The 19,322-nt window shown below is 61.4% G+C and carries 17 protein-coding genes; 9 read left to right on the forward strand and 8 right to left on the reverse strand.

The genetic code is table 11. The features are described from left to right. The first annotated feature begins 351 nt into the window (after positions 1-351). Together CHC01_RS06205 and CHC01_RS06210 are read left to right on the forward strand one after the other, a co-directional pair. Complete coding sequence (locus tag CHC01_RS06205; protein WP_176454505.1) at positions 352-1,542, forward strand: efflux RND transporter periplasmic adaptor subunit; 1,191 nt, start codon at positions 352-354, stop codon at positions 1,540-1,542. 8 nt (positions 1,543-1,550) lie between these two features. Continuing rightward, complete coding sequence (locus tag CHC01_RS06210) at positions 1,551-4,718, forward strand: efflux RND transporter permease subunit (RefSeq protein WP_089263353.1); 3,168 nt, start codon at positions 1,551-1,553, stop codon at positions 4,716-4,718. A 41-nt stretch (positions 4,719-4,759) separates the two neighbouring features. Here the strand turns inward: CHC01_RS06210 and CHC01_RS06215 are convergent, their stop codons facing one another. From CHC01_RS06215 to CHC01_RS06235, 5 genes are all read right to left on the reverse strand, one after another. Further along, the gene (locus CHC01_RS06215; protein ID WP_089263355.1) at positions 4,760-6,952 is read right to left on the reverse strand and encodes an SLC26A/SulP transporter family protein; all 2,193 of its coding nucleotides are present in this window, start codon (positions 6,950-6,952) and stop codon (positions 4,760-4,762) included. A gap of 174 nt (positions 6,953-7,126) precedes the next feature. After that, positions 7,127-8,044, reverse strand: coding sequence for a phosphoribosylaminoimidazolesuccinocarboxamide synthase (locus CHC01_RS06220; RefSeq protein WP_089263357.1), 918 nt, complete (start codon positions 8,042-8,044; stop codon positions 7,127-7,129). Positions 8,045-8,110: 66 nt separating this feature from the next. Next, complete coding sequence (locus CHC01_RS06225) at positions 8,111-9,028, reverse strand: pirin family protein (RefSeq protein ID WP_089263359.1); 918 nt, start codon at positions 9,026-9,028, stop codon at positions 8,111-8,113. Between the two features lie 105 nt (positions 9,029-9,133). Then, complete coding sequence (locus CHC01_RS06230) at positions 9,134-9,736, reverse strand: 3-keto-disaccharide hydrolase (RefSeq protein WP_089263360.1); 603 nt, start codon at positions 9,734-9,736, stop codon at positions 9,134-9,136. Between the two features lie 87 nt (positions 9,737-9,823). Continuing rightward, complete coding sequence (locus tag CHC01_RS06235) at positions 9,824-10,714, reverse strand: LysR family transcriptional regulator (RefSeq protein ID WP_089263690.1); 891 nt, start codon at positions 10,712-10,714, stop codon at positions 9,824-9,826. A 72-nt stretch (positions 10,715-10,786) separates the two neighbouring features. On the opposite strand from CHC01_RS06235, the gene CHC01_RS32840 reads away from it, so the two are divergent. Both CHC01_RS32840 and CHC01_RS31850 read left to right on the forward strand, forming a co-directional pair. Continuing rightward, positions 10,787-11,176 (forward strand): DUF1127 domain-containing protein, encoded by a 390-nt coding sequence (locus CHC01_RS32840; RefSeq protein WP_244558219.1) that lies wholly within the window; start codon positions 10,787-10,789, stop codon positions 11,174-11,176. Next, positions 11,177-11,446, forward strand: coding sequence for a DUF1330 domain-containing protein (locus CHC01_RS31850; RefSeq protein ID WP_244558252.1), 270 nt, complete (start codon positions 11,177-11,179; stop codon positions 11,444-11,446). Positions 11,447-11,452: 6 nt separating this feature from the next. Here the strand turns inward: CHC01_RS31850 and CHC01_RS06245 are convergent, their stop codons facing one another. Next, the gene (locus CHC01_RS06245; protein ID WP_089263362.1) at positions 11,453-12,817 is read right to left on the reverse strand and encodes an MmgE/PrpD family protein; all 1,365 of its coding nucleotides are present in this window, start codon (positions 12,815-12,817) and stop codon (positions 11,453-11,455) included. Between the two features lie 129 nt (positions 12,818-12,946). Here CHC01_RS06245 and CHC01_RS06250 point away from each other — a divergent pair, with 129 nt between their 5' ends. Next, a complete protein-coding gene (locus CHC01_RS06250) occupies positions 12,947-14,086 on the forward strand; it encodes an FUSC family protein (RefSeq protein WP_089263364.1) in 1,140 nt (379 codons plus the stop codon). On the opposite strand, the gene CHC01_RS06255 is transcribed toward CHC01_RS06250, so the two are convergent. Continuing rightward, positions 14,070-14,414: a hypothetical protein gene (locus CHC01_RS06255; protein WP_141137048.1), complete on the reverse strand. Its 345-nt coding sequence runs from the start codon at positions 14,412-14,414 to the stop codon at positions 14,070-14,072. The genes CHC01_RS06250 and CHC01_RS06255 overlap by 17 nt on opposite strands. A 203-nt stretch (positions 14,415-14,617) precedes the next feature. Beyond that, positions 14,618-15,091 (reverse strand): DUF2867 domain-containing protein, encoded by a 474-nt coding sequence (locus CHC01_RS06260; RefSeq protein WP_089263368.1) that lies wholly within the window; start codon positions 15,089-15,091, stop codon positions 14,618-14,620. Positions 15,092-15,249: 158 nt separating this feature from the next. Between CHC01_RS06260 and CHC01_RS06265 the strand changes: the two genes are divergently transcribed. The 4 genes from CHC01_RS06265 to ccoO all read left to right on the forward strand — a co-directional run bounded on the left by CHC01_RS06265 (position 15,250) and on the right by ccoO (position 19,320). Beyond that, positions 15,250-16,209: a tripartite tricarboxylate transporter substrate-binding protein gene (locus CHC01_RS06265; RefSeq protein WP_089263370.1), complete on the forward strand. Its 960-nt coding sequence runs from the start codon at positions 15,250-15,252 to the stop codon at positions 16,207-16,209. Positions 16,210-16,302: 93 nt separating this feature from the next. Continuing rightward, a complete protein-coding gene (locus CHC01_RS06270) occupies positions 16,303-16,677 on the forward strand; it encodes a nuclear transport factor 2 family protein (RefSeq protein WP_068729987.1) in 375 nt (124 codons plus the stop codon). A 241-nt stretch (positions 16,678-16,918) separates the two neighbouring features. Next, positions 16,919-18,577, forward strand: coding sequence for a cytochrome-c oxidase, cbb3-type subunit I (gene ccoN, locus CHC01_RS06275; protein ID WP_089263372.1), 1,659 nt, complete (start codon positions 16,919-16,921; stop codon positions 18,575-18,577). A 2-nt stretch (positions 18,578-18,579) separates the two neighbouring features. Next, positions 18,580-19,320, forward strand: a complete 741-nt coding sequence (gene ccoO, locus CHC01_RS06280; RefSeq protein ID WP_170849621.1) for a cytochrome-c oxidase, cbb3-type subunit II — start codon at positions 18,580-18,582, stop codon at positions 19,318-19,320. Positions 19,321-19,322 lie beyond the last annotated feature (2 nt).

Here is a 19,322-nt window from a genome sequence, read left to right on the forward strand (position 1 = left end):
ACTGCGTCTTGATCGCGTCACGCTGCGCCTGGCTCGGCGCTTGCGCAAAGGTGGGGCTCGCGATTGCGATTAGAATGATAGTAGCCATCGATACGCGATATCGCGCGGCCAAGCCGAACATGAAATTCATCGCTGAAATCCTCGTTGCTACCGCCCGGTTAGTCAGGGCAACTGCGTAAAATCTTCAAGAAGCGTGAGTTCTGAAAGGCATTCGCAAAACAACTTCGGTCCGACATCATTTTACGGTTTCGGTTTCACTACAAGTGGATTGTTGCTATTGATGCGGGCGGCTGTCGTTTTTGGCCAAGGTTTTTTTGAGAGTCTTTTGATTGAGGCAGGACAATGCGATTTATGCGCGCCTGTTCATCTGGACCGAAAGATCGCATTGAGCAGCTGCAGCACGTCCCCACTATACGCGCTGCCGGCGTTGTGCTGACGAGCATCTTTTTAAGTGCCTGCGAGCAAAACACTTTCGTGCCGCCACCGCCGCCGAAAGTTGAGGTGGCGGTTCCTGTGCAGCGCGGCATCACGCGCTTTCTCGAAGCGACAGGCAATACAGCACCGATTAAGAATGTCGATCTCGTGGCGCGCGTTCAGGGCGTTCTGCAGTCGATCAACTATCAGGACGGCTCCTTCGTCAAGCAAGGCACCACGCTGTTCACGATCGAGCCTGAGACATACCAGTTGAAGCTGGAACAGGCGCAGGCTGCGGAAGCCGGTGCGCAGGCGTCTGCAAAGCAGGCGGAAGCGGATTTCAAACGCCAGTCGGACCTCGTATCCCGCCAGGTTGTTGCGCAGTCAACGCTCGAGCAGTCGACGGCGACACGAGAGAATTCACAAGCCAATCTGCAGCAGGCGCAAGTCAACACCAAGATCGCGGCCGTCAATTACGGCTATACGAATGTCATTGCGCCGTTTGACGGCATCGTCAGCGCACATCTGGTGTCGGTTGGCGAACTGGTCGGTGTGGCGTCGCCGACCCAGCTTGCGACGATCGTGCAGCTCGATCCGATTTATGTGAATTTCAACGTCAACGAACAGGACGTTCTGCGCATCCGGGATGAAGCCCGGCGACGCGGGCTGACGGTGAACGATCTCAGGCAGCTGCCGATCGAGATCGGACTGCAGACCGAGACTGGTTTTCCGCACAAGGGCCAGATCGACTATATCTCGCCGACCATCAACCAGTCGACGGGTACGCTGCCGGTGCGAGGTGTTTTGCCAAATCCGGATCGCATTCTGTTGCCGGGTTTTTATGTTCGCGTGCGCGTGCCTATCGACCAGCAGGACAACGCCCTGCTGGTGCCGGATGTATCGCTCGGCAGCGATCAGGCCGGGCGTTATGTGCTGGTCGTGAATGGCGACAATGTCATCGAGCAGCGCAAGGTCGTCACCGGCCCGCTGGAAGGTGAGCTTCGCGTAATTGAAAGCGGTCTGAAGCCGGATGATCGCGTCGTCATTGCAGGCCTGCTGCGTGCCATTCCGGGGCAGAAGGTCGATCCGCAACTGAGAAAGATCGAAGCGCCGACCCCGACCAAATAGGACAGGCCATGATTTCGAAGTTCTTCATCGAGCGGCCGGTCCTGTCCAATGTCATCGCGTTGCTGATGATCCTGATCGGCGGCGTCTCGCTCTATGGCCTCGCAGTCGCACAATATCCGGACGTGGTGCCGCCGACCGTCCAGGTGACGACGCGCTATCCCGGCGCCAGCGCGAAGACCATCGTCGACACGGTGGCGCTGCCGATCGAGCAGCAGGTGAATGGCGTCGAGGACATGCTCTATATGCAGTCCTACAGCGCAGCGGATGGCACCTATTCACTCACGGTCACGTTCAAGATCGGCACCGATTTGAATTTTGCGCAGGTGCTGGTGCAGAACCGCGTATCGAGTGCGCTGTCGTCGCTGCCGACCGCCGTGCAGAATCAGGGCGTGACCGTTCAGAAGAAATCGACGGCGATCCTGTTGTTCGTGACACTGACGTCGCCGAAGGCGACCTATGACAGCCTGTTTCTGAGCAATTACGCCACGATCAACATCCGGGACGAGTTGTCGCGTCTGTCGGGGGTCGGCAATGTGACGGTGTTCGGCGCCGGCCAGTATTCGATGCGGATATGGCTGGATCCGAGCAAGCTGCAAGTGCGCGGGCTGATGCCGCAGGATATCATCCAGTCCATCCAGCAGCAGAGCCAGCAGGTTTCTGCGGGGCAGATCGGCATGCCGCCGACGCCCGCGGGGCAGGCCTTCCAGTACACACTGAACATCAACGGGCGGCTGGATGATCCCAGCGAATTCGAGGACATCATCGTCAAGACCGGCGACAATGGCGATGTCACGCGGGTCCGTGACGTCGGACGCGTCGAATTGGGTGCGCAGACCTACAGCCAGATCTTTTCGCTCAACCAGAAGCCAGCCGTCGGCATCGGCGTATTCCAGTCGCCGGGCGCCAATGCGCTCGAGGTGGAGAAGGCTGTCGAGAAGAAGATGGCGGCGCTGGCCACGCAATTTCCCGACGACATCAAATACGACACGCCGTTCGACACCACGAAATTCGTCCAGGCATCGATCAACGAGGTCTACAAGACGCTCCTCGAAGCAGGTTTGCTAGTGCTGGTGGTCATCCTGATCTTCCTGCAGGACTGGCGCGCGATGCTGGTACCGGCGACAACGGTGCCGGTGACGATCATCGGCGCCTTTGCGGCCATGGCGGCGCTCGGTTTCACGATCAATCTGTCGACCCTGTTTGCCATTGTGCTGGCGATCGGCATTGTCGTCGACGATGCCATCGTGGTTGTCGAAGGCGCGGCGTACAATATCGAGCAGGGCATGTCCGGCCACGACGCGGCGATCAGCGCGATGGACAAGCTGTTCGCCCCGATCATCGGCATCACGCTGGTGCTGATCTCTGTGTTCTTGCCGGCGGCATTCCTGCCCGGCCTGACGGGGCGCATGTATGCGCAATTTGCACTGGTTATCGCGGCCACGGCGCTGCTCAGCGCCGTCAATGCGGCCACGCTGAAGCCGACACAATGCGCATTGTGGCTGCGCCGCCCGGTGCCGCCGGAGAAGCGCAATTTTTTCTATCGTGGGTTCAACAGGGTCTACGATCGGCTCGAACGGGCCTATGCCGCTCTGATCGGTCGCATGGTCGCGCACAGCAATCTCTCGGTTGTCCTAGCATTGATCCTGATCAGTATTGGCGGTTACGGCCTATCCCGGATTCCCACCGGCTTCATCCCGATCGAGGATCAAGGTTATCTGCTGGTCGCAGTCCAGTTGCCCGATGGTGCCGCGCTGGATCGGACTCAGCGTGTACTCGATCGGGTCAGTGAATTGGCCGCGAAGACGCCAGCGGTGGAACAGGTGGTTACCATCGCCGGCATCTCCGCGCTCGACAGCAGCTCCAGCCTGGCCAATGCCGGTGTCGCCTATCTGATCCTGAAAGAATGGAGCGAGCGCGGACCGGGACAGGATCTTCGTTCGCTGTTCGTTGGATTGAACGAGAGCCTGTCGGTGATTCCAGAGGCGCGCATTCTGGTGATCCCGCCGCCGCCCATTCAGGGCATCGGCAACGCGGCGGGCTTCGCCATGCAGATCGAACTGCGCGATGGCAATGCCGATTACAGCAAGCTGCAGGCGATCACCGGGGCGATTGTAGCTAATGCAGAGACGCAGAGTGCTTTGCAGCGCGTCAGTTCGCCGTTCCGCTCAATGGTGCCGCAATTCGATATCGAGATCGACCGTATCAAGACCCAGACCCTGCATGTCACGACGGATCAGGTGTTCTCAACCCTGTCGTCCTATCTGGGCTCGTCCTTCGTCAACCAGTTCAACAAGTTTGGCCGCACCTTTCAGGTCTACACACAAGCAGATGCCAAATTCCGGCTGACTGCCCGGGACATCGAGAACCTGATGGTCCGCAACCAGCAGGGCAATATGGTCCCGCTTGGCACCGTGGCGAAGATTACGCCTGCCGTGGGGCCGTCGCTGATCAGTCTCTACAATCTCTATCCGACGGCGACGGTGATCGGCCTGCCAGCACAGGGCTACAGCTCCGGGCAGTCCATGGCATTGATGGAGCAGATCGCAGCGAAGACTTTGCCTCCGGGAACGGGATTCGAGTGGACGGCGATGTCGTATCAGGAAAAGATTGTCGGCAATCAGCTCTATTATGTATTCGGTCTTGCGCTGCTGCTCGTCTATCTGGTGCTCGCCGGACAGTATGAAAGCTGGTACGCGCCGATTTCGGTGATCCTGGCCGTGCCGCTGTCACTGCTTGGCCCGATGGCGGTGCTCACCGCGCTGCGGATCGAGAACAATCTCTACACCCAGATCGGCATTATCCTTTTGATCGCGCTGTCAGCGAAGAACGCGATCCTGATCGTTGAGGTGGCGATCGAACTGCACGTGCATGATCGCAAGCCACTACTGGAGTCGGCGGTCGCAGCTGCACGTGCGCGATTCAGGCCGATTCTGATGACGTCCTTCGCCTTCATTCTCGGCGTGCTGCCGCTGGTGCTCGCGACCGGCGCCGGCGCCAACGCTCGCAAGTCGATCGGCATCACCGTATTCTCGGGCATGCTCGCCTCGACCTGCCTTGCCGTCCTGTTCGTTCCGACCTTTTTTGTCGTCGTCCAAAGGTGGGAGAACTGGCGCGCCAGTCGCAAGGCAACGAAACCTGCCAATTCAACCGTCGGTGCCGGGGGCCCCAACTCGTAGACGATCGTACGTCTGTTTCAGATGCGCTGTGTCGGCTATTCTTACCTTCGCAACACTGCAATCATCCGGCTCGCAAATGCGAGCCTCTCCGCCATCACAGACACGAAATAAGTCAGCAGCTTCTGGCTCAATGCCGGATGGTTCTGCTTGATGTCCTCGAAGGCGTCGGCGCGCAGCAGATACAGCACGCTGGCGATCTCTGCCTGGATGGTGGCGCTGCGGGGAGCATAGGCGACAAGGCCCATTTCGCCCACTGTCGTGTAACGCCCGAGGCTGCGCACCCGCGTCAGCTTGCCATCGCCCGCCGGCACCATGATGCCGAGTCGGCCGTCCAGAATGAAGTGCATGGAATCGGCGGCGTCGCCGGCCTGAACGATGATCTCGCCGGCAACGACCTCGACGCGCTGGCAGCGTCGCATCAGTTCTTCGGAATCGTCGGCGGTGCGCAGGATCTTGGTGAACCAGTCGCGCAAGTTGGCTTCTTCTTCGGCGAGCCCGCGATGCCGCGCGATCACCTCGTTCTCGCACCACTCCAGCGCATGATCGAGTTCGCCCATAACCTTGACGGCGTCATCGATGAACAGGCTGGCGCGCAAATTGCGATTGGCTGAGGGATGAAGATTGGCGAGCACCAGCGTGGTGCCGTGGCCTTCGGCGATGCGCTTGATCTGGGCGAAGCTGTGGGCGGCCGACGAATCGATGCCCGTCACCAGCTTGAAGTCGAAGACGAGATAGCGGCATTCGGGATGACGGCGCAGCAGCGCCTTGACGTGCAGATAGAGCCGGTTGGCCGAGCCGAAGAACAGATAGCTCTGCAGGTTAAGGCCCTGGATTTCGCGGCCATGCGCCGCCAGCGTGCGCTGATCCTCAAGCGACCGATCGAGCGAACTGCGATATTCCGAGCCATCGAAACTGTATTTGATCGAGGACACCCGTGACACGCTGAGCGCGAAGGTGGCGCAGCCGATCACGATGCCGATCAGCACGCCGGCCACGAAACCCCATGTGAGAATAATGACGATGATCGCCAGCAGTGACAGGTAGTCGAGCAGCGAAAGCCGCTTGCGGGAGTCGATGATCCAGCGATGAAGTTGCTCCAGGCCGAGATACAGCAGCAGGCCACCGAGCACGAAGCGCGGCATATAGGCCAGCAGCGCGGGGTCGACGACGAGCATCAGCGCGGCTGCCGCGGCGACGGTGAGGCCCGAAAGCCGCCCTGTGGCACCGCTGTTGCGATTCAGGAGCGAACGGCTGATCGAGATGCAGCCAGCATAGCCTCCGAGTACACCGGCCAGGATATTGGCCGCCCCGGTCGCATTGAGCTCGCGTTCGATATCGGCTTCCCGATGTGCGGCGACTTCAAGGCCCGTCGTATTGAACAGGGTGCTCACGGCCGTCACGAAGATCACAGCGATGAAATTGCCGATGAGTCCGGGCAGCGCTTGCCATGGGTAACCGTCGCTGAAGAACGCCCAGGGCAAGGTCAGGCTGGCTTTCGGCGGCGATGCGAAAGTCCAGCCGATTGCCTGGGCCTCGATTACGGACACGCCTGCGATCCGGAAGACGAGATGAGCCGTTATGACGCTCCCGAGAAGAATCATCGGCAGGCCCAGTGGCTTACGGGACCGATGCCAGGTCGCATAGATGGTCAGTGCCACGGCTGCCGCGGCCAGCAACTCGTAGATCGTCATCGGATTGGCGAGTTTTGTCAGGTTCGCCCATTGCAGCTTGTAGCCGGTGATCACCTGAATGGCGCCGGCGACGATCAGGCAGGCGGTGGCTCCGAGAAATCCACCGATTACCGGATAGGGCACATAGCGGATCGCGCGTCCCATGCGGGTAACGCCGAAGCCGCACAGCACGATGCCGGTGATGATCGTGGCCGAGGACAGGGTAATAAGTACCGGGCCGAGCAACGCAGACGGCGCATCGGCCGTAACGATGTGTTCGACTAGGGCTGCTGCCAAGATGGCGGTGACGGCCGCAGTAGAGCTCTCGGGGCCGGCGACCGCAAAGGGAAACGAACTGCCGAGCGCGATCACGGCGGCTATGACGCTTGCAGAGATGAAGGTCGCGGCGATGCCGTAGGGCAGCAGCGAGGCCAGCGGTCCGGTGAAGATCAGCACCGAATAGGACAGGCCGAAGCTGATGGTGAGGACGCTGGCGATCAGGCCGCCGAACACGTCGTTGCGCCAGGCGCGCAACACGTCCGGGCTGACAAGGGTGTCAGTCATGGGCGGCTACCTTCGCAATGACGGCGATGAGGGGGGCGGGCCGGAAGTATGTCACGCGCGAACCTGTAGGAGCGCTGCGCGACAGGCGCAACCGCCGCCGTCTCTGGTAGACGACGGTGAGATGTACGGACAAGACTATTTTTATGACAGTCCGCGGGAAAGACAGTCAGTTTGTTAGTTGATGACCAGCTCCGTGCCGGTCAGGCGGCGATAGGCCTCCAAATAGCGCTTGCTGGTGGCGTCGATCACCTCAGGGGGGAGCGGCGGCGGCGGAGCTTCGCCGTTCCAGCGGCCGGCGCGGCGCTCGATGTCGAGATAGTCGCGCAGCGGCTGCTTGTCGAAGCTCGGCTGCGGCTGGCCCGGTCTATAGACGTCGGCGGCCCAGAAACGGGAGCTGTCAGGGGTCATCACCTCGTCGATCAGGATGATGCGACCGTCGGCCTCCTTGCCGAATTCGAACTTGGTGTCGCCGATGATGATCCCGGCCTCGCGGGCAATCTCTTCGCCCTGGGTGTAGACGGCGCGAGTCATGCTCTCGAGGGTGAAGGCATCCTCCTCGCCGATGATCTCGCGCATCCGGGCGATGGTGATGTTTTCGTCATGGCCGGTCTCGGCCTTGGTCGCCGGGCTGAACACCGGTTCGGCGAATTTCTGGCTTTCGAGCAGCCCCGCTTCCAGCTTCTCGCCGGCCAGCGTGCCTGACGCGGCATATTCCTTCCAGGCCGAACCGGAAATGTAACCGCGAATCACGCACTCGATCGGAAACACGGTGGTGCGCCGGCACAGCATGGCGCGACCGGCCAAGGCGGCGCGGTGACCTGCCAGAGCCGGCACCTGCCTGATGATCTCGTCAGCATCGGCCGAGATCATGTGATGCGGGACCACGCCGCCAAGCTGGTTGAACCACCAGGCGCTGATCTGGGTCAGTACCGCGCCCTTCATCGGGATGGTCTCGTTCATGACAACGTCGAAGGCGCTGATGCGGTCGGTGGTCAGCAGCAGCACGCGGTCGTCGCCGACGGCATAGATATCGCGCACCTTGCCGCGACCGATCTTGGGGAGGGGCAGGTCGCTGGTGGCCATCGTGGTCATGTCAGGGTCTTTCGAAAGCAGAATCGTCCGGCGTCTGGCCGGCGGCGACGTGATGAAGGAGTGAGCCTATTCCGGCAGCGGGATGAATTCGTGTTCGTTGGGCACATGGGCGAAGCGGCCGGTCTTCCAGTCCTCTTTCGCCTGCTCGATGCGCTCCTTGCTGGAGGACACGAAATTCCACCACAGATGCCTCGGCCCTTCCAGCGCGTCGCCGCCGAGGAACATCATGCGGGTATTGCGCGTCGCCTTGATGGTGATGGCATCGCCGGGCCGGAAGATCAGCAATTGCGGTCCCTCATGGCGGTCGCCGGCGATCTCGATCTCGCCATCAACCACATAGACTGCACGTTCCTCATGGTCGGGATCGAGCGGCACGCTGGTGCCGGCCTCAACGGCTACTTCGGCATAGAACCATGGCGACACCATCGACACTGGCGACGCTTTGCCAAACGCCTTGCCGGCGATCACGCGTGCGGTGAAGCCCGTATCGGTGATGGTCGGCAGGCTGTCCGCGGCATAATGCTGGAACGACGGCGCGATTTCCTCGGAGCCTTTGGGCAATGCGATCCAGCTCTGCAGACCAAGCATCTTCTGGCCGTCGCGGCGCTGCACATCCGGGGTGCGCTCGGAATGGGCGATGCCCTTTCCGGCGGTCATCAGATTCATGGCGCCCGGCTGGATCTCGCGGACATTGCCTTCGCTGTCGCGATGCATGATGGCGCCGTCGAACAGATAGGTCACCGTGGCCAGGCCAATATGCGGATGCGGCCGCACGTCCATGCCCTTGCCGGAGATGAACTGCATCGGGCCGAAATGGTCGAAGAAGATGAACGGGCCGACCATCTGCCGCTTGCCATGGGGGAGGGCGCGGCGGACGAGGAAGCCGTCGCCGAGATCGCGGGTGCGCGGCACGATCACAAGCTCCAGCGCGTCGCAGGTCTGGGCGTCGCCGAGGATCGGATCTTCTGATGGTTGCCAGCTCATGAGGGGCTCCGTGGGGTTGGGGCCATCATAGCAGCATTTGGCGGGGCGGGTAAAAGGGCCTCAGCCCGGATGGATCGCTCCGTCCGGGCTGAGGAATGGCTGTGCTTACAGCGGCTTGATCTGGACCTTGCGGAATTTCACCACGCCGGAGCCGTATTGCAGGGCGATCGGGCCGGCGGCGTGCTTGGTGTCCTCGACATCGACGGTCTTTTCGCCGTTCAGGATCACGGTGAGCTTCGGGCCCTTGGCGGTGATCTCGTAGGTGTTCCACTTGTCCGCCGCCTTGGGCATCGGATTGACCTTGGCCACATCAACGATGGCGCCGGTGCCGTAGGACGGGTCGGGCCGCTTGTCGAAGATGTTGACCTCGTAGCAGGTCTTGCCATCGATCACCTTCGGGTTATCGCAGCGGATGAAGATGCCGCTATTGGCTTCGGCATCGGTCCAGAACTCGGCCTTGATCTGGAAATCCTTGTATGGCGTCTTGCTGACGAGATAAGCGAGATCCTTGCCGGAGAGCAGCTTGTCGGCGGCGAGTGCCCCGTCCTTCATCTCCCAGTTGGCGTCGCCAACCTTGTCCCAGTCGCCCATCTTGGTGCTGTCGACCAGCGTGACCCAGCCGTCAGACTGGCTCATGGCAGGCTGGATTGTCGTAAGAGCCGCAACGCCGATAACGAATCCGGCTGCAATCGCTGTAACGCGCAACATAAAGGTCTCCTCCCGTTTGCTTTTTATTGGCGTGACGTTAGCCACGGGAGAATGCGGTTGTAAATCTACTTCACATTGTGCGGTGCGCTAACGCTTGCCCTTAGCTGCTGGGCCGCGGGTCGTTCGTTCGTCCAGCAGCACTTTTTGCATTGCCTGGACGTTCGGTGAAGCTGCGCCCTTGCGCCAGATCAGCACGGTCTCGGCGTGATTCTCGCCGCGTGGCAGGCGATGCACGGTGAGCCGCTTGCCCTCCGGGAATGTCGACAGCACGCTTTCCGGCAGCAGCGCGATGCCCATACCCGCGACTACGCAGCCGAGCATGGCGTGATAGGAGCCGAGTTCGATGGTGCGCTCGGGCATCTCGCCGCGCTTTGCATACCAGTCTTCCAGCCGCTTGCGATGCGGGCAGCCGTTCTCGAACACCAGCACCGCGCGCGGCGCTTTTTCCTTGCGACCGATCGGCGGATGGCGGGGCGACGACACGATCACCGGCTCCTCGTCGAACGCATGCATACGGTCGAACGGCGCCGCGGCGATCGGCTCGGCCACGAAGGCGGCGTCGAGATCGCCGGCGAGGATGCCCTTCGCGAGCGTCTCCGGATTGCCGATGCGCATTTCGAGCTGCACGTCGGGATAGCGGCGGTGAAATTCGTTCAGCGGTCCGGGCAACCGCACCGCTGCAGTGCTCTCCATGGCGCCGAGGCGGAAGACGCCCCGCGGCCGCGGGTCCTGCACCGCGTCGCGGGCCTCGTCGGCGAGCGCCAGCAGCCGGTCGGCATAGCCGAGCAGCGTTTGACCTGCGGGCGTCAGATGCAACCGCTTGCCCTCGCGCACGAACAGCGCCGTGCCGAGATCGTCTTCGAGCTGACGCACTCGCGTCGTCACGTTGGACTGCACGCGGTGCAACCGTTCCGCGGCGCGTGTCACGCCGCCTTCGCGCACTACGGCGCGGAAGATGCGCAGCTCGGACAGATCCATGCATCTCTCCATGAGATCGAAATGATCATGATTATTCATTTTATGGGATGAAAAGCGCCGGGTAAACCCGTCATGGCCAACGGCACCCATCAGCGGAAAGGGGTGGACATGATTGACAACGAACGCGAACCGCACGCGTACGACGCGCGCCACCTGACGCCGCTGCAATGGACCGCGCTGAGGCGATCCATCATCCGGCGCGCCCATGTCGAGCGTGGCCGGATGTTGCGTGCGATCGCGATCGCCGCCGTCGCAGCCCTGCGCCACGGCTGGCGTCGCCTGCGCGAGCGGCAGCAGGCGCGAGACCAACTACGCTCCATGAGCGACTACGAATTGCGCGATATCGGCGTGACCCGCGCCGGCATTGATGCCGTGATCCGCCACGGCAATGACGATGCGACACAGGACGCGCCACAACGATCACATCAAAACTGGAGAGCCATGATGTCGAAAGCCTACTAGATCGTCCGCGTGTCGGTGCGCGACGAGACCCGCTACCCGGAATATCTCGCCGCGGCCAAGCCGGCGTTCGACAGGTTCGGCGCACGGTTTATCGTGCGCGGCGGCGCCCTCGAAACCATGGAAGGCGACGCCCGGGACCGCAATGTGGTGGTGGAATTCGCCGACCGCGCGACCGCAACTGCCTGCTACCGCAGCCCGGAATACGAAACCGCCAGATCCATCCGGCAAAAATACGCCGAGGCCGATTTCATCATCATCGACGGCGCCTGATGTCCGTTACCGTCCCAGTGCGGTCGCCGTTGCCACACGGTCGAAAGTCTCGAGCGAGAGGATCGCATCCGCGAATTTCTCGGCGCGATTATTCAGCACGGGGCGCGCGAGCTGCAGGAACTTCTGCTGCATGGCGGCGGCATCGGGAAACGATGTCGGCTCGCCCGACGGATCGGCATAGATGCGCTCATGCATGCCGTCTTCAGTATGGATGCTGACGCGTGCGCCGAACGGATGACGCTTGCCTTCCAGGCGTTCGTCCTGAACCACGTCGAAACGGTCGGCCAGCGTGTTGATCGCGCTATCGCCGAGGCGCTTGTAGTCGTCCCAGCCGAATGAGCCCTGATCGAGCGCCAGCGCGCCGGTGAAGAACATCGAGAACTGGCCGCCAACGATGGAGGTCGGATGGCGCTTGGTGGCGGCGTCGCCGGTCAGCGTGATGCCGTTGCGATGCAATCCAATCTCGACGCGTTTCACCTGCTCGGGCGTCAGATTGTGCTCGCGCCGCATCGCCACCAATGCGTCGATGGCCGCATGCGTATAGCGGCAGCTCGGATACGGCTTCACGCCGATCTTCATGGTCTCGTAGACCGAGCCGAGATCGGCCACGGCCTTTTCCGGATGCGCGTTATCGCTATAGCCAACCAGCAGGCCATGCTTGCCCTCGACGGATTCCGTCGCGCCGATGAATTCGTTGCGCGCCAAAGTCGCGGCGATCACGCCGTTCATGGCGGCCGCGCCGACCTGGTAGCGCTTGTTCCAGGCACCGTTGACGAGGAATTGCAGCGAGCCCGCCGCCTGGCTGCCCGACACGCCGAAGGCTGAAATCAGCTGATCCTTCGAGAGCCCGAACAACTTGCCGGCTGCAGCCGCAGCACCATAGGTGCCGGCGGTGGCGGTGGGGTGAAAACCTTTCGCATAATGCGAGGTCGGATCAAGCGCATTGCCGAGCCGGCAGCAGACTTCATAACCGGCGACGATGGCTGTTAACACCTGCTTGCCCGAGGCGCCGACCATTTCGCCGACGGCGAAGGCGGCGGGTACCACGGGAGCGCTGGGATGTAGCGAGGAATCGGCGTGGGTGTCGTCGAAATCGAGCGAATGGCCGAGCGCGCCATTGAGCAGGGCGGCCACGGCCGGCGTCCAGGTCTTGCTGTCGCCGAACACAGTGGATTCTCCCTTGCCGTCCAGCGACAGGGCCTCCAGCATCTTCAGCAGTGAGGGGGTAGATTCGGCCTCGCTGCGGGCACGGATGGTGCTGCCGAGATAATCGAGGGTGAGGACCTTGGCGCGTTCCAGCACGTCCTGCGGAATGTCGTCGAATTTCAGGTCCGCGACATAAGCGGCAAGCGTTGCGGTCTCATTGGCCATTGTGTTTCCTCACTCTTGTTGAAATAGCCTTAGGCGGACCAAATCGGCGTTTCAAGCGGCCATGGCGACGCGTGGATCAGCCATGCTGAAACTGGTTCGTCAAAATCCGTTTCAGGGATCAATTCTGACATGTCCGCATCGAAGCGAATTCTCGGCTTCTTGAAACGGGTGGTTGCCTTCTTCCGGGCACGAAAGGTCGAACTCGGCCTCGGCGTCCGGGTGACCACGGCGGCGCTTGCTGCGCTGATCATAGCCCTGACCGTCGGGCTGAAACTGCCGCTGTGGGCTGTGCTGACGGCGATCATTGTCACCCAGATGAGTGTCGGGCGGTCGCTGAAGGCAACACGTGATTATCTGGTCGGCACGATCGGCGGCGCCATCTATGGCGGCGCGGTTGCGATCCTGATCCCGCATTCCAATGAAGGTGCGCTGCTCGCGGTGCTTGTGCTCTCCGTGGCGCCACTGGCCTTCATCGCGGCGATCAATCCGAGCCTCAATGTCGCGACCGTGACGGCCATCATCGTGCTGCTGCTGCCGATGATGAACCACAACACGCCGCTGGAATCCGCCATCGATCGTGTGCTCGAAGTCACGGTCGGTGCCGTCACAGGTCTTCTGGTGTCGTTCCTGGTGCTGCCGTCGCGGGCGCATAGCCAAGTCCGGGCCAGTTCGGCGGAAGCGCTCGATCTGATCGCAACGGCGTTGACCGAACTGCTGGCGTCATTGACGCGCGGGCGCGACAATGAGGCACTGCACCGGTTGCAGGACGGCATCGGCCATGCGCTCACCAATCTGAATGCGATCGGAGCCGAAGCCGAACGGGAGCGTGCCGCGCATTTGTCCCGCGGACCCGATACAGGTCCCTTGCTGCGTACGACGCTGCGGCTGCGGCATGACCTGGTCATGATCGGGCGGTCCACGGTGGTGCCGTTGCCATCCGCGTTGCAGGTCAGGCTGGCGGGTCCGCTGTCGCGGGTCAGCGATGCGATGACGACGTTTCTGCATTCGACCGCCGTAGCACTGCGCAGCGGCACCGGCGCGCCGGCGATCTGGCCGGTGCAGACCGCACTACAGGCTTATGCAGGAGAGGTCGGTGCGCTTCGGCAAGAGGGGCTAACGCGCGGATTACCCGGCGATGTGGCTGAGCGCTTCTTTGCGATCGGCTTTTCGCTGGAACAAATGCGACAGAATTTGAAGGATCTCGAACGTTGCGTCGCCGAATGGGCCGAGACGGATCCGGTGAGCAAGGAGCCTACTGACGCGACTTGAGCAATGCCAAGGCGTGGAGCTGCAGCTTTTCCGGGTCGCGCTCGCCGCGCGATGCTTCATCGAGAATACTGCTCGAGAGCAACTGCACGGCGTCCGATGAAATCCGCAGCGGCAATTCATCGAGGCAGCGATCCAGCGCTGTGGACATCGCAGCGACCGTCTCCGGGCCGAACGACTGGTTTCGTTGGTCGTCAGCTTGGGGCGCCAGATCGGGAGATGCGACGTCACGAATGCGGGCGGAAAGCCGCGCCGCCTCGGCGAGTACGCGGAGGTAAATCAATCCGGCCTCACTGAGCGCCTTTTCATCGATCTGTCCTGACCGCGCCACGGCGACAATCCGCGCGGCAAGGCGGCGGCGGTTCGGGCGTGTCCGCGGACTCGCCTTCATGCGTCACAAAGGGCTGCCAAGCGGCGTCAAACGCGTGCGCCAGCGTGACTTTCAGCTCCTCGTTCTGCGGATCAATCTCTGTAAATGGCATATGGGCCAACGGGCTGCGATGACCCAGGTTCCCCACGGCTGCCACGGCAAATTCAGCGCGTGACCTGCCGCAGCATGGAACGGACCACCATTCGGTGAAACGGCTTGATGACCGTCAGGTAGATACGTCCGAGCCAGTTATGCATCAGCACGACGGTCGTTGCCGTAACGCGCTGGCCGGTACCGTCCGCTGCGACATCGACCACGACGCGAAAATCGAGATGATTGTCATTGAAGCCCGCGATCAGACGCTGCGGCGTCTCGCTGAGCACAGGGAAAAAGCCGACCTTGTCGACATTGGCGTGACGCGCGGATTGCGCCGTCTTCAGCCCGAAGGGCGCAACGATCAGATCCCGCAGCCGCATCAAGGCGTCCACCCAGGGCGGAGAATGGCTGAGCATGCGGGTGGCGGCGTCGCGGGCGGTCAGGTCCGTCGTCTCGGTCGTGATACTGAAGGCGTCGGCGAATTGTGCGCCGGTCAGCAGGCTCTTGGTATCGATCGTTGGGTGAACCATGGAGATGGTCATAGGACCTCCGTAGACGTCAAGGAACGGCGCCGCACGCCGTCGGTTACGCCGCTCTGCAGCATAACATGTCTTTGCATCCGGCGCCGGATACTCCCTAAGATCACGGAAAAATCAGGCAAAGATCTACTTAGACAAGACCTGGTCAGGGAGGATTTGGGATGGCTTGGTTCAGGCTTGCTCCGCTCTGTCTGGTGCTGATCGCGCCGCTGTGTGCATCCGCGCAGGATTATCCCACCCGTCCCATCACGCTCGTTGTGCCATTCGCTGCCGGCGGCAGTTCCGATGTCAACGCACGGCTGATTGCCGAACAGATGAGCCGGCATCTCGGTCAGCCCATCGTGATCGAAAATATCGGCGGTGCGGGCGGGGCCGTGGCGCTGGCTCGCGTCGCGCAGGCCCCGCCTGACGGCTACACCATCGTGCAGGGCAATAGCGGCACCAATACTGCGGTCTACCTGTTCACGCCCGATGTGAAATTCGCGCCGTCGGATTTTGCAGGCATCGGCATGTTCAACAAGAGTTCGGCTATGGTTGCCATCCGGCGCAATTTTCCGGCCGACAATCTCGCGCAATTCATAGCGCATGCGAAACAGAATCCCGGCCGTCTCAATATCGGCCACTCCGGCGTGGGCTCGCAGAACTATCTATTCTGCAAGGCTTTCGTTCAGGCTGCGGGCATCGATGTTACGCTGGTCGGCTATCGCGGCGGCGGTCCGGCCCTGAATGATCTGATCGGTGGGCAGATCGATGGCATCTGCGATTCCTCGGCGTCGGTGACGCCGGCCATCCAGAGCGGTCTCATTCGCGCGATTGCGCTGGCATCCAGAACGCGCTTGCCGCATCTGCCTGACGTTCCGACCGCCAGCGAGGCCGGGTTGCCGCAATTTGAAATATCTGGCTGGTATGCGCTGTTCGCGCCGAAGGGCACGCCTGCGCCGATCATCGCGAAGCTCAATGCCGCGATGCGCGCTGCCGTTGCCAATCCCGATTATCAGAAGCGCCTCGATGATCTCGGCTCGATGCCCGCCGCAGATGCCGAAATGGCGCCGGCCTATCTTGCGCATTTCGTGCCGCAGGAGATCGAGCGTTTTCGAAAGATGCTGGGTGACAGCAAGTGATCTAAGGCCGGACCACCCATGCAACGGTATAGTATGGCCGTCATTGCTTCTGTGTTATAAGGGTTCCAGTCTGATTGTGGGTGGGGGACTAAGTTGGCTTATGATCGTTCGACCGTTGAAGCGGTGATCCAGCATTATTTCGACGGCCTCTACGAGGCTGATGCCGACAAGCTTGGCGCGATCTTTCATCCGACCGCGGACCTGCGCTGGGTCGAGAATGGCGAGCTGAAAGTGCTGACCATGCCGGACTGGATGGCCATGGTTCGTACGCGGACCTCGGGCAAGGTCGATGGCAAAACCCGCGATGACCTCATTGTCACCATCGATCGCTCTGACGACAAGACGGCCTTCATCAAGGTGCGTTGCCAGCTGCCGCCGCGTTACTTCACCGACTACCTGATCGCGATGAAGCTGGCCGATGGCTGGCAGATCGTCTCGAAATCCTATCGCTACGACGTGAAGGACTAGCAGGCGCTGGCATCCTGTCTGCGCCTGTAGAAGAGACGCGCCAGGTTCGGTTGCGCGACATTGGTTGTAAGTATCAAAAATTGCGATTGATCCCGGTCGGAATCCGTTCGCGGGCTTGACCTAAGTCAATCGCTGTGGCGGCGGAGTGAGCTACTCTCGATGGTGTGAGGATGCTCTGTGCCGATCGGGCGCTGCGCGTCCTGTCTGACGAGCCGGTGCGAGACGAGCAGGGGATGACCGGATGATCGCGCAATTGACCAAATCGGAGCGGCAGCTCGCGCTCATCATCCTGCTGGCTCTCACGATTTGCGGCCTCGCGATGGCGATCGCCGGCCGCCAGGATCCGCTCGGCGTCCATGGTGCGATTGTCATGCTGGCGGGGATCGCCGGCATCTTCGGTGTCATTTATGTCTATTACGAGCCAGAGCCGGACGAGGCCCGGCTCGCGCTGTACTACGATGACCCTACCAAATTGGCGATCATTCTGGCGATGATCTGGGCCGTCATCGGCATGTTCATCGGCGACTGGGTTGCCTGGCAGCTGGTGTTTCCCAATCTGACGTTCGATGCCGGCTGGTCGAGCTTCGGCCGCATCCGCCCCGCGCATACCAGCGCAGTGATCTTCGGCTTCGGCGGCAATGGGCTGATTGGCACCTCGCTCTATGTGCTGCAGCGGACTTCGCGCGCGCGGTTGCCCGATCAGATCAGCCCGTGGTTCGTGTTGCTCGGCTACAATCTGTTCTGCGTGCTCGCCGCCACCGGCTACTTCATGGGCGTCACCCAGTCTAAGGAATATGCCGAGCCGGAATGGTATGCCGACCTCCTGCTGGAAATCGTCTGGATCGTCTATTTCGTCATCTATATGCGGACGCTGGCGCGGCGGAAGGAGCCGCATATCTACGTCGCCAACTGGTACTACATGGCCTTCATCCTGGTGGTGGCGATTCTGCATACCGTCAATAATCTGGCGATGCCGGTCTCGTTCGGTCACGCCAAGAGCTATTCGGCCTTTTCCGGCGTGCAGGATGCGATGACCCAATGGTGGTACGGCCACAACGCCGTCGCTTTCTTTCTCACCTCCGGCTTCCTCGGCATGATGTATTACTATCTGCCGGTGCGCGCGGGTCGGCCGATCTATTCCTACCGGATGTCGATCATCTCGTTCTGGGGCATCACCTTCATGTATATGTGGGTGGGCTCCCATCACCTGCATTACACGGCGCTGCCGCAATGGGTGCAGACACTCGGCATGACTTTCTCGCTGATGCTGCTGATTCCGTCCTGGGGCTCCGCCGGCAACGCTCTGCTGACGCTGAACGGCGCCTGGTACAAGGTGCGCGACGATGCGACGCTGCGTTTCATGATGGTGGCTGCGGTGTTTTACGGCCTCACCACGTTCGAGGGATCGTTCATGGCGATCCGTTCGGTGAATTCGCTGTCGCATTACACCGACTGGACCGTCGGCCACGTCCATGCCGGCGCGCTCGGCTGGGTGGCGATGATCACTTTCGGTTCGATCTATGCGTCGGTGCCGTGGCTGTGGAAGCGCGAGCGGATGTATTCGCCGGCGCTCGTCGAATGGCACTTCTGGCTCGCTGTCGCCGGCCTCTTCACATACGTCTTCGCGATGTGGAATTCAGGCATCATCCAGGGCTTGATGTGGCGCACCTATAACAGCAGCGGCACGCTGTCTTATTCCTTTATCGAGACAGTGATCGCGATGAAGCCCTATTACGTTGCGCGCGCGGTCGGCGGGTTCTTCTTCTTCGCTGGTGCGGTGATCGGTCTCTACAACATCGTCATGACTATCCGCACTGCTGGTCAGCCCGCCGATGAACGCGCCGCAGATCGTCCGGCGGCACAGCCCGCTGGCGTGCCTGCGCTGCAGCCGGGAGAATAGCGATGGGTTTGTTCGGCCTGCACTACAAGCTCGAACGCAAGACGATGAGTCTTGCCATCGGTATCATCATTGCCGCCAGCATCGGCGGCCTCATCGAGATCGTGCCGCTGTTCACGATCCATCAGACCGTGGAAGATGCGCCGGACATGCGCGTCTACACGCCGCTCGAGATCGCCGGCCGCAACATCTATATCCGTGAAGGTTGCTATGCCTGCCATTCGCAGATGATCCGCACATTGCGCGACGAGGTTGAGCGCTACGGGCCATATTCGCTCGCGGTCGAATCCAAATACGATCACCCGATGCTGTGGGGCTCGAAGCGTACCGGACCGGATATCGCGCGCCTCGGCGGCAAGTATTCCGACGAATGGCATGTCAAGCATCTGATCAATCCGCGCGACGTGGTGCCGGAATCCGTGATGCCGCCTTATGCCTATCTCACGCGCGCCAAGGCGCGGATCGACGATCTCGGCCTGCATCTGACCGCACTGCGCAAGGTCGGCGTGCCCTATACGGATGAGATGATCGCCAACGCATCCAACGACGCCTATGGCCAGACCTCGCCGGATACGCCCTTCGCCGAAGGCGTCACCAAGCGCTATGGCGAGGCAACCAATGTGCGCGCCTTTGACGGTCAGCCCGGTGAGCCGACGGAGATGGATGCGCTGGTCGCTTACTTGCAGATATTGGGTAAGCTGACCGATGCGGCTCATAAGGCCAAAACGGCTGCGGCGGGAGAGTGACG

Origin of the sequence: Tardiphaga sp. OK246 (assembly GCF_900188215.1) — a bacterium.
GTDB classification, from domain to species: Bacteria; Pseudomonadota; Alphaproteobacteria; order Rhizobiales; family Xanthobacteraceae; genus Tardiphaga; species Tardiphaga robiniae.

Excerpts from the sequence above, each read along its gene's own strand:
- CHC01_RS06215 (WP_089263355.1), bottom strand. The coding sequence starts at position 6,952 with ATGACTGACACCCTTGTCAGCCCGGACGTGTTGCGCGCCTGGCGCAAC.
- CHC01_RS32840 (WP_244558219.1), top strand. The coding sequence starts at position 10,787 with ATGGCCAACGGCACCCATCAGCGGAAAGGGGTGGACATGATTGACAAC.
- CHC01_RS06230 (WP_089263360.1), bottom strand. The coding sequence starts at position 9,736 with ATGTTGCGCGTTACAGCGATTGCAGCCGGATTCGTTATCGGCGTTGCG.
- CHC01_RS06205 (WP_176454505.1), top strand. The coding sequence starts at position 352 with ATGCGCGCCTGTTCATCTGGACCGAAAGATCGCATTGAGCAGCTGCAG.
- CHC01_RS06210 (WP_089263353.1), top strand. The coding sequence starts at position 1,551 with ATGATTTCGAAGTTCTTCATCGAGCGGCCGGTCCTGTCCAATGTCATC.
- ccoO (WP_170849621.1), top strand. The coding sequence starts at position 18,580 with ATGGGTTTGTTCGGCCTGCACTACAAGCTCGAACGCAAGACGATGAGT.
- CHC01_RS06225 (WP_089263359.1), bottom strand. The coding sequence starts at position 9,028 with ATGAGCTGGCAACCATCAGAAGATCCGATCCTCGGCGACGCCCAGACC.
- ccoN (WP_089263372.1), top strand. The coding sequence starts at position 16,919 with ATGATCGCGCAATTGACCAAATCGGAGCGGCAGCTCGCGCTCATCATC.
- CHC01_RS06245 (WP_089263362.1), bottom strand. The coding sequence starts at position 12,817 with ATGGCCAATGAGACCGCAACGCTTGCCGCTTATGTCGCGGACCTGAAA.
- CHC01_RS06260 (WP_089263368.1), bottom strand. The coding sequence starts at position 15,091 with ATGACCATCTCCATGGTTCACCCAACGATCGATACCAAGAGCCTGCTG.
- CHC01_RS06250 (WP_089263364.1), top strand. The coding sequence starts at position 12,947 with ATGTCCGCATCGAAGCGAATTCTCGGCTTCTTGAAACGGGTGGTTGCC.
- CHC01_RS06235 (WP_089263690.1), bottom strand. The coding sequence starts at position 10,714 with ATGGATCTGTCCGAGCTGCGCATCTTCCGCGCCGTAGTGCGCGAAGGC.
- CHC01_RS06220 (WP_089263357.1), bottom strand. The coding sequence starts at position 8,044 with ATGACCACGATGGCCACCAGCGACCTGCCCCTCCCCAAGATCGGTCGC.
- CHC01_RS06265 (WP_089263370.1), top strand. The coding sequence starts at position 15,250 with ATGGCTTGGTTCAGGCTTGCTCCGCTCTGTCTGGTGCTGATCGCGCCG.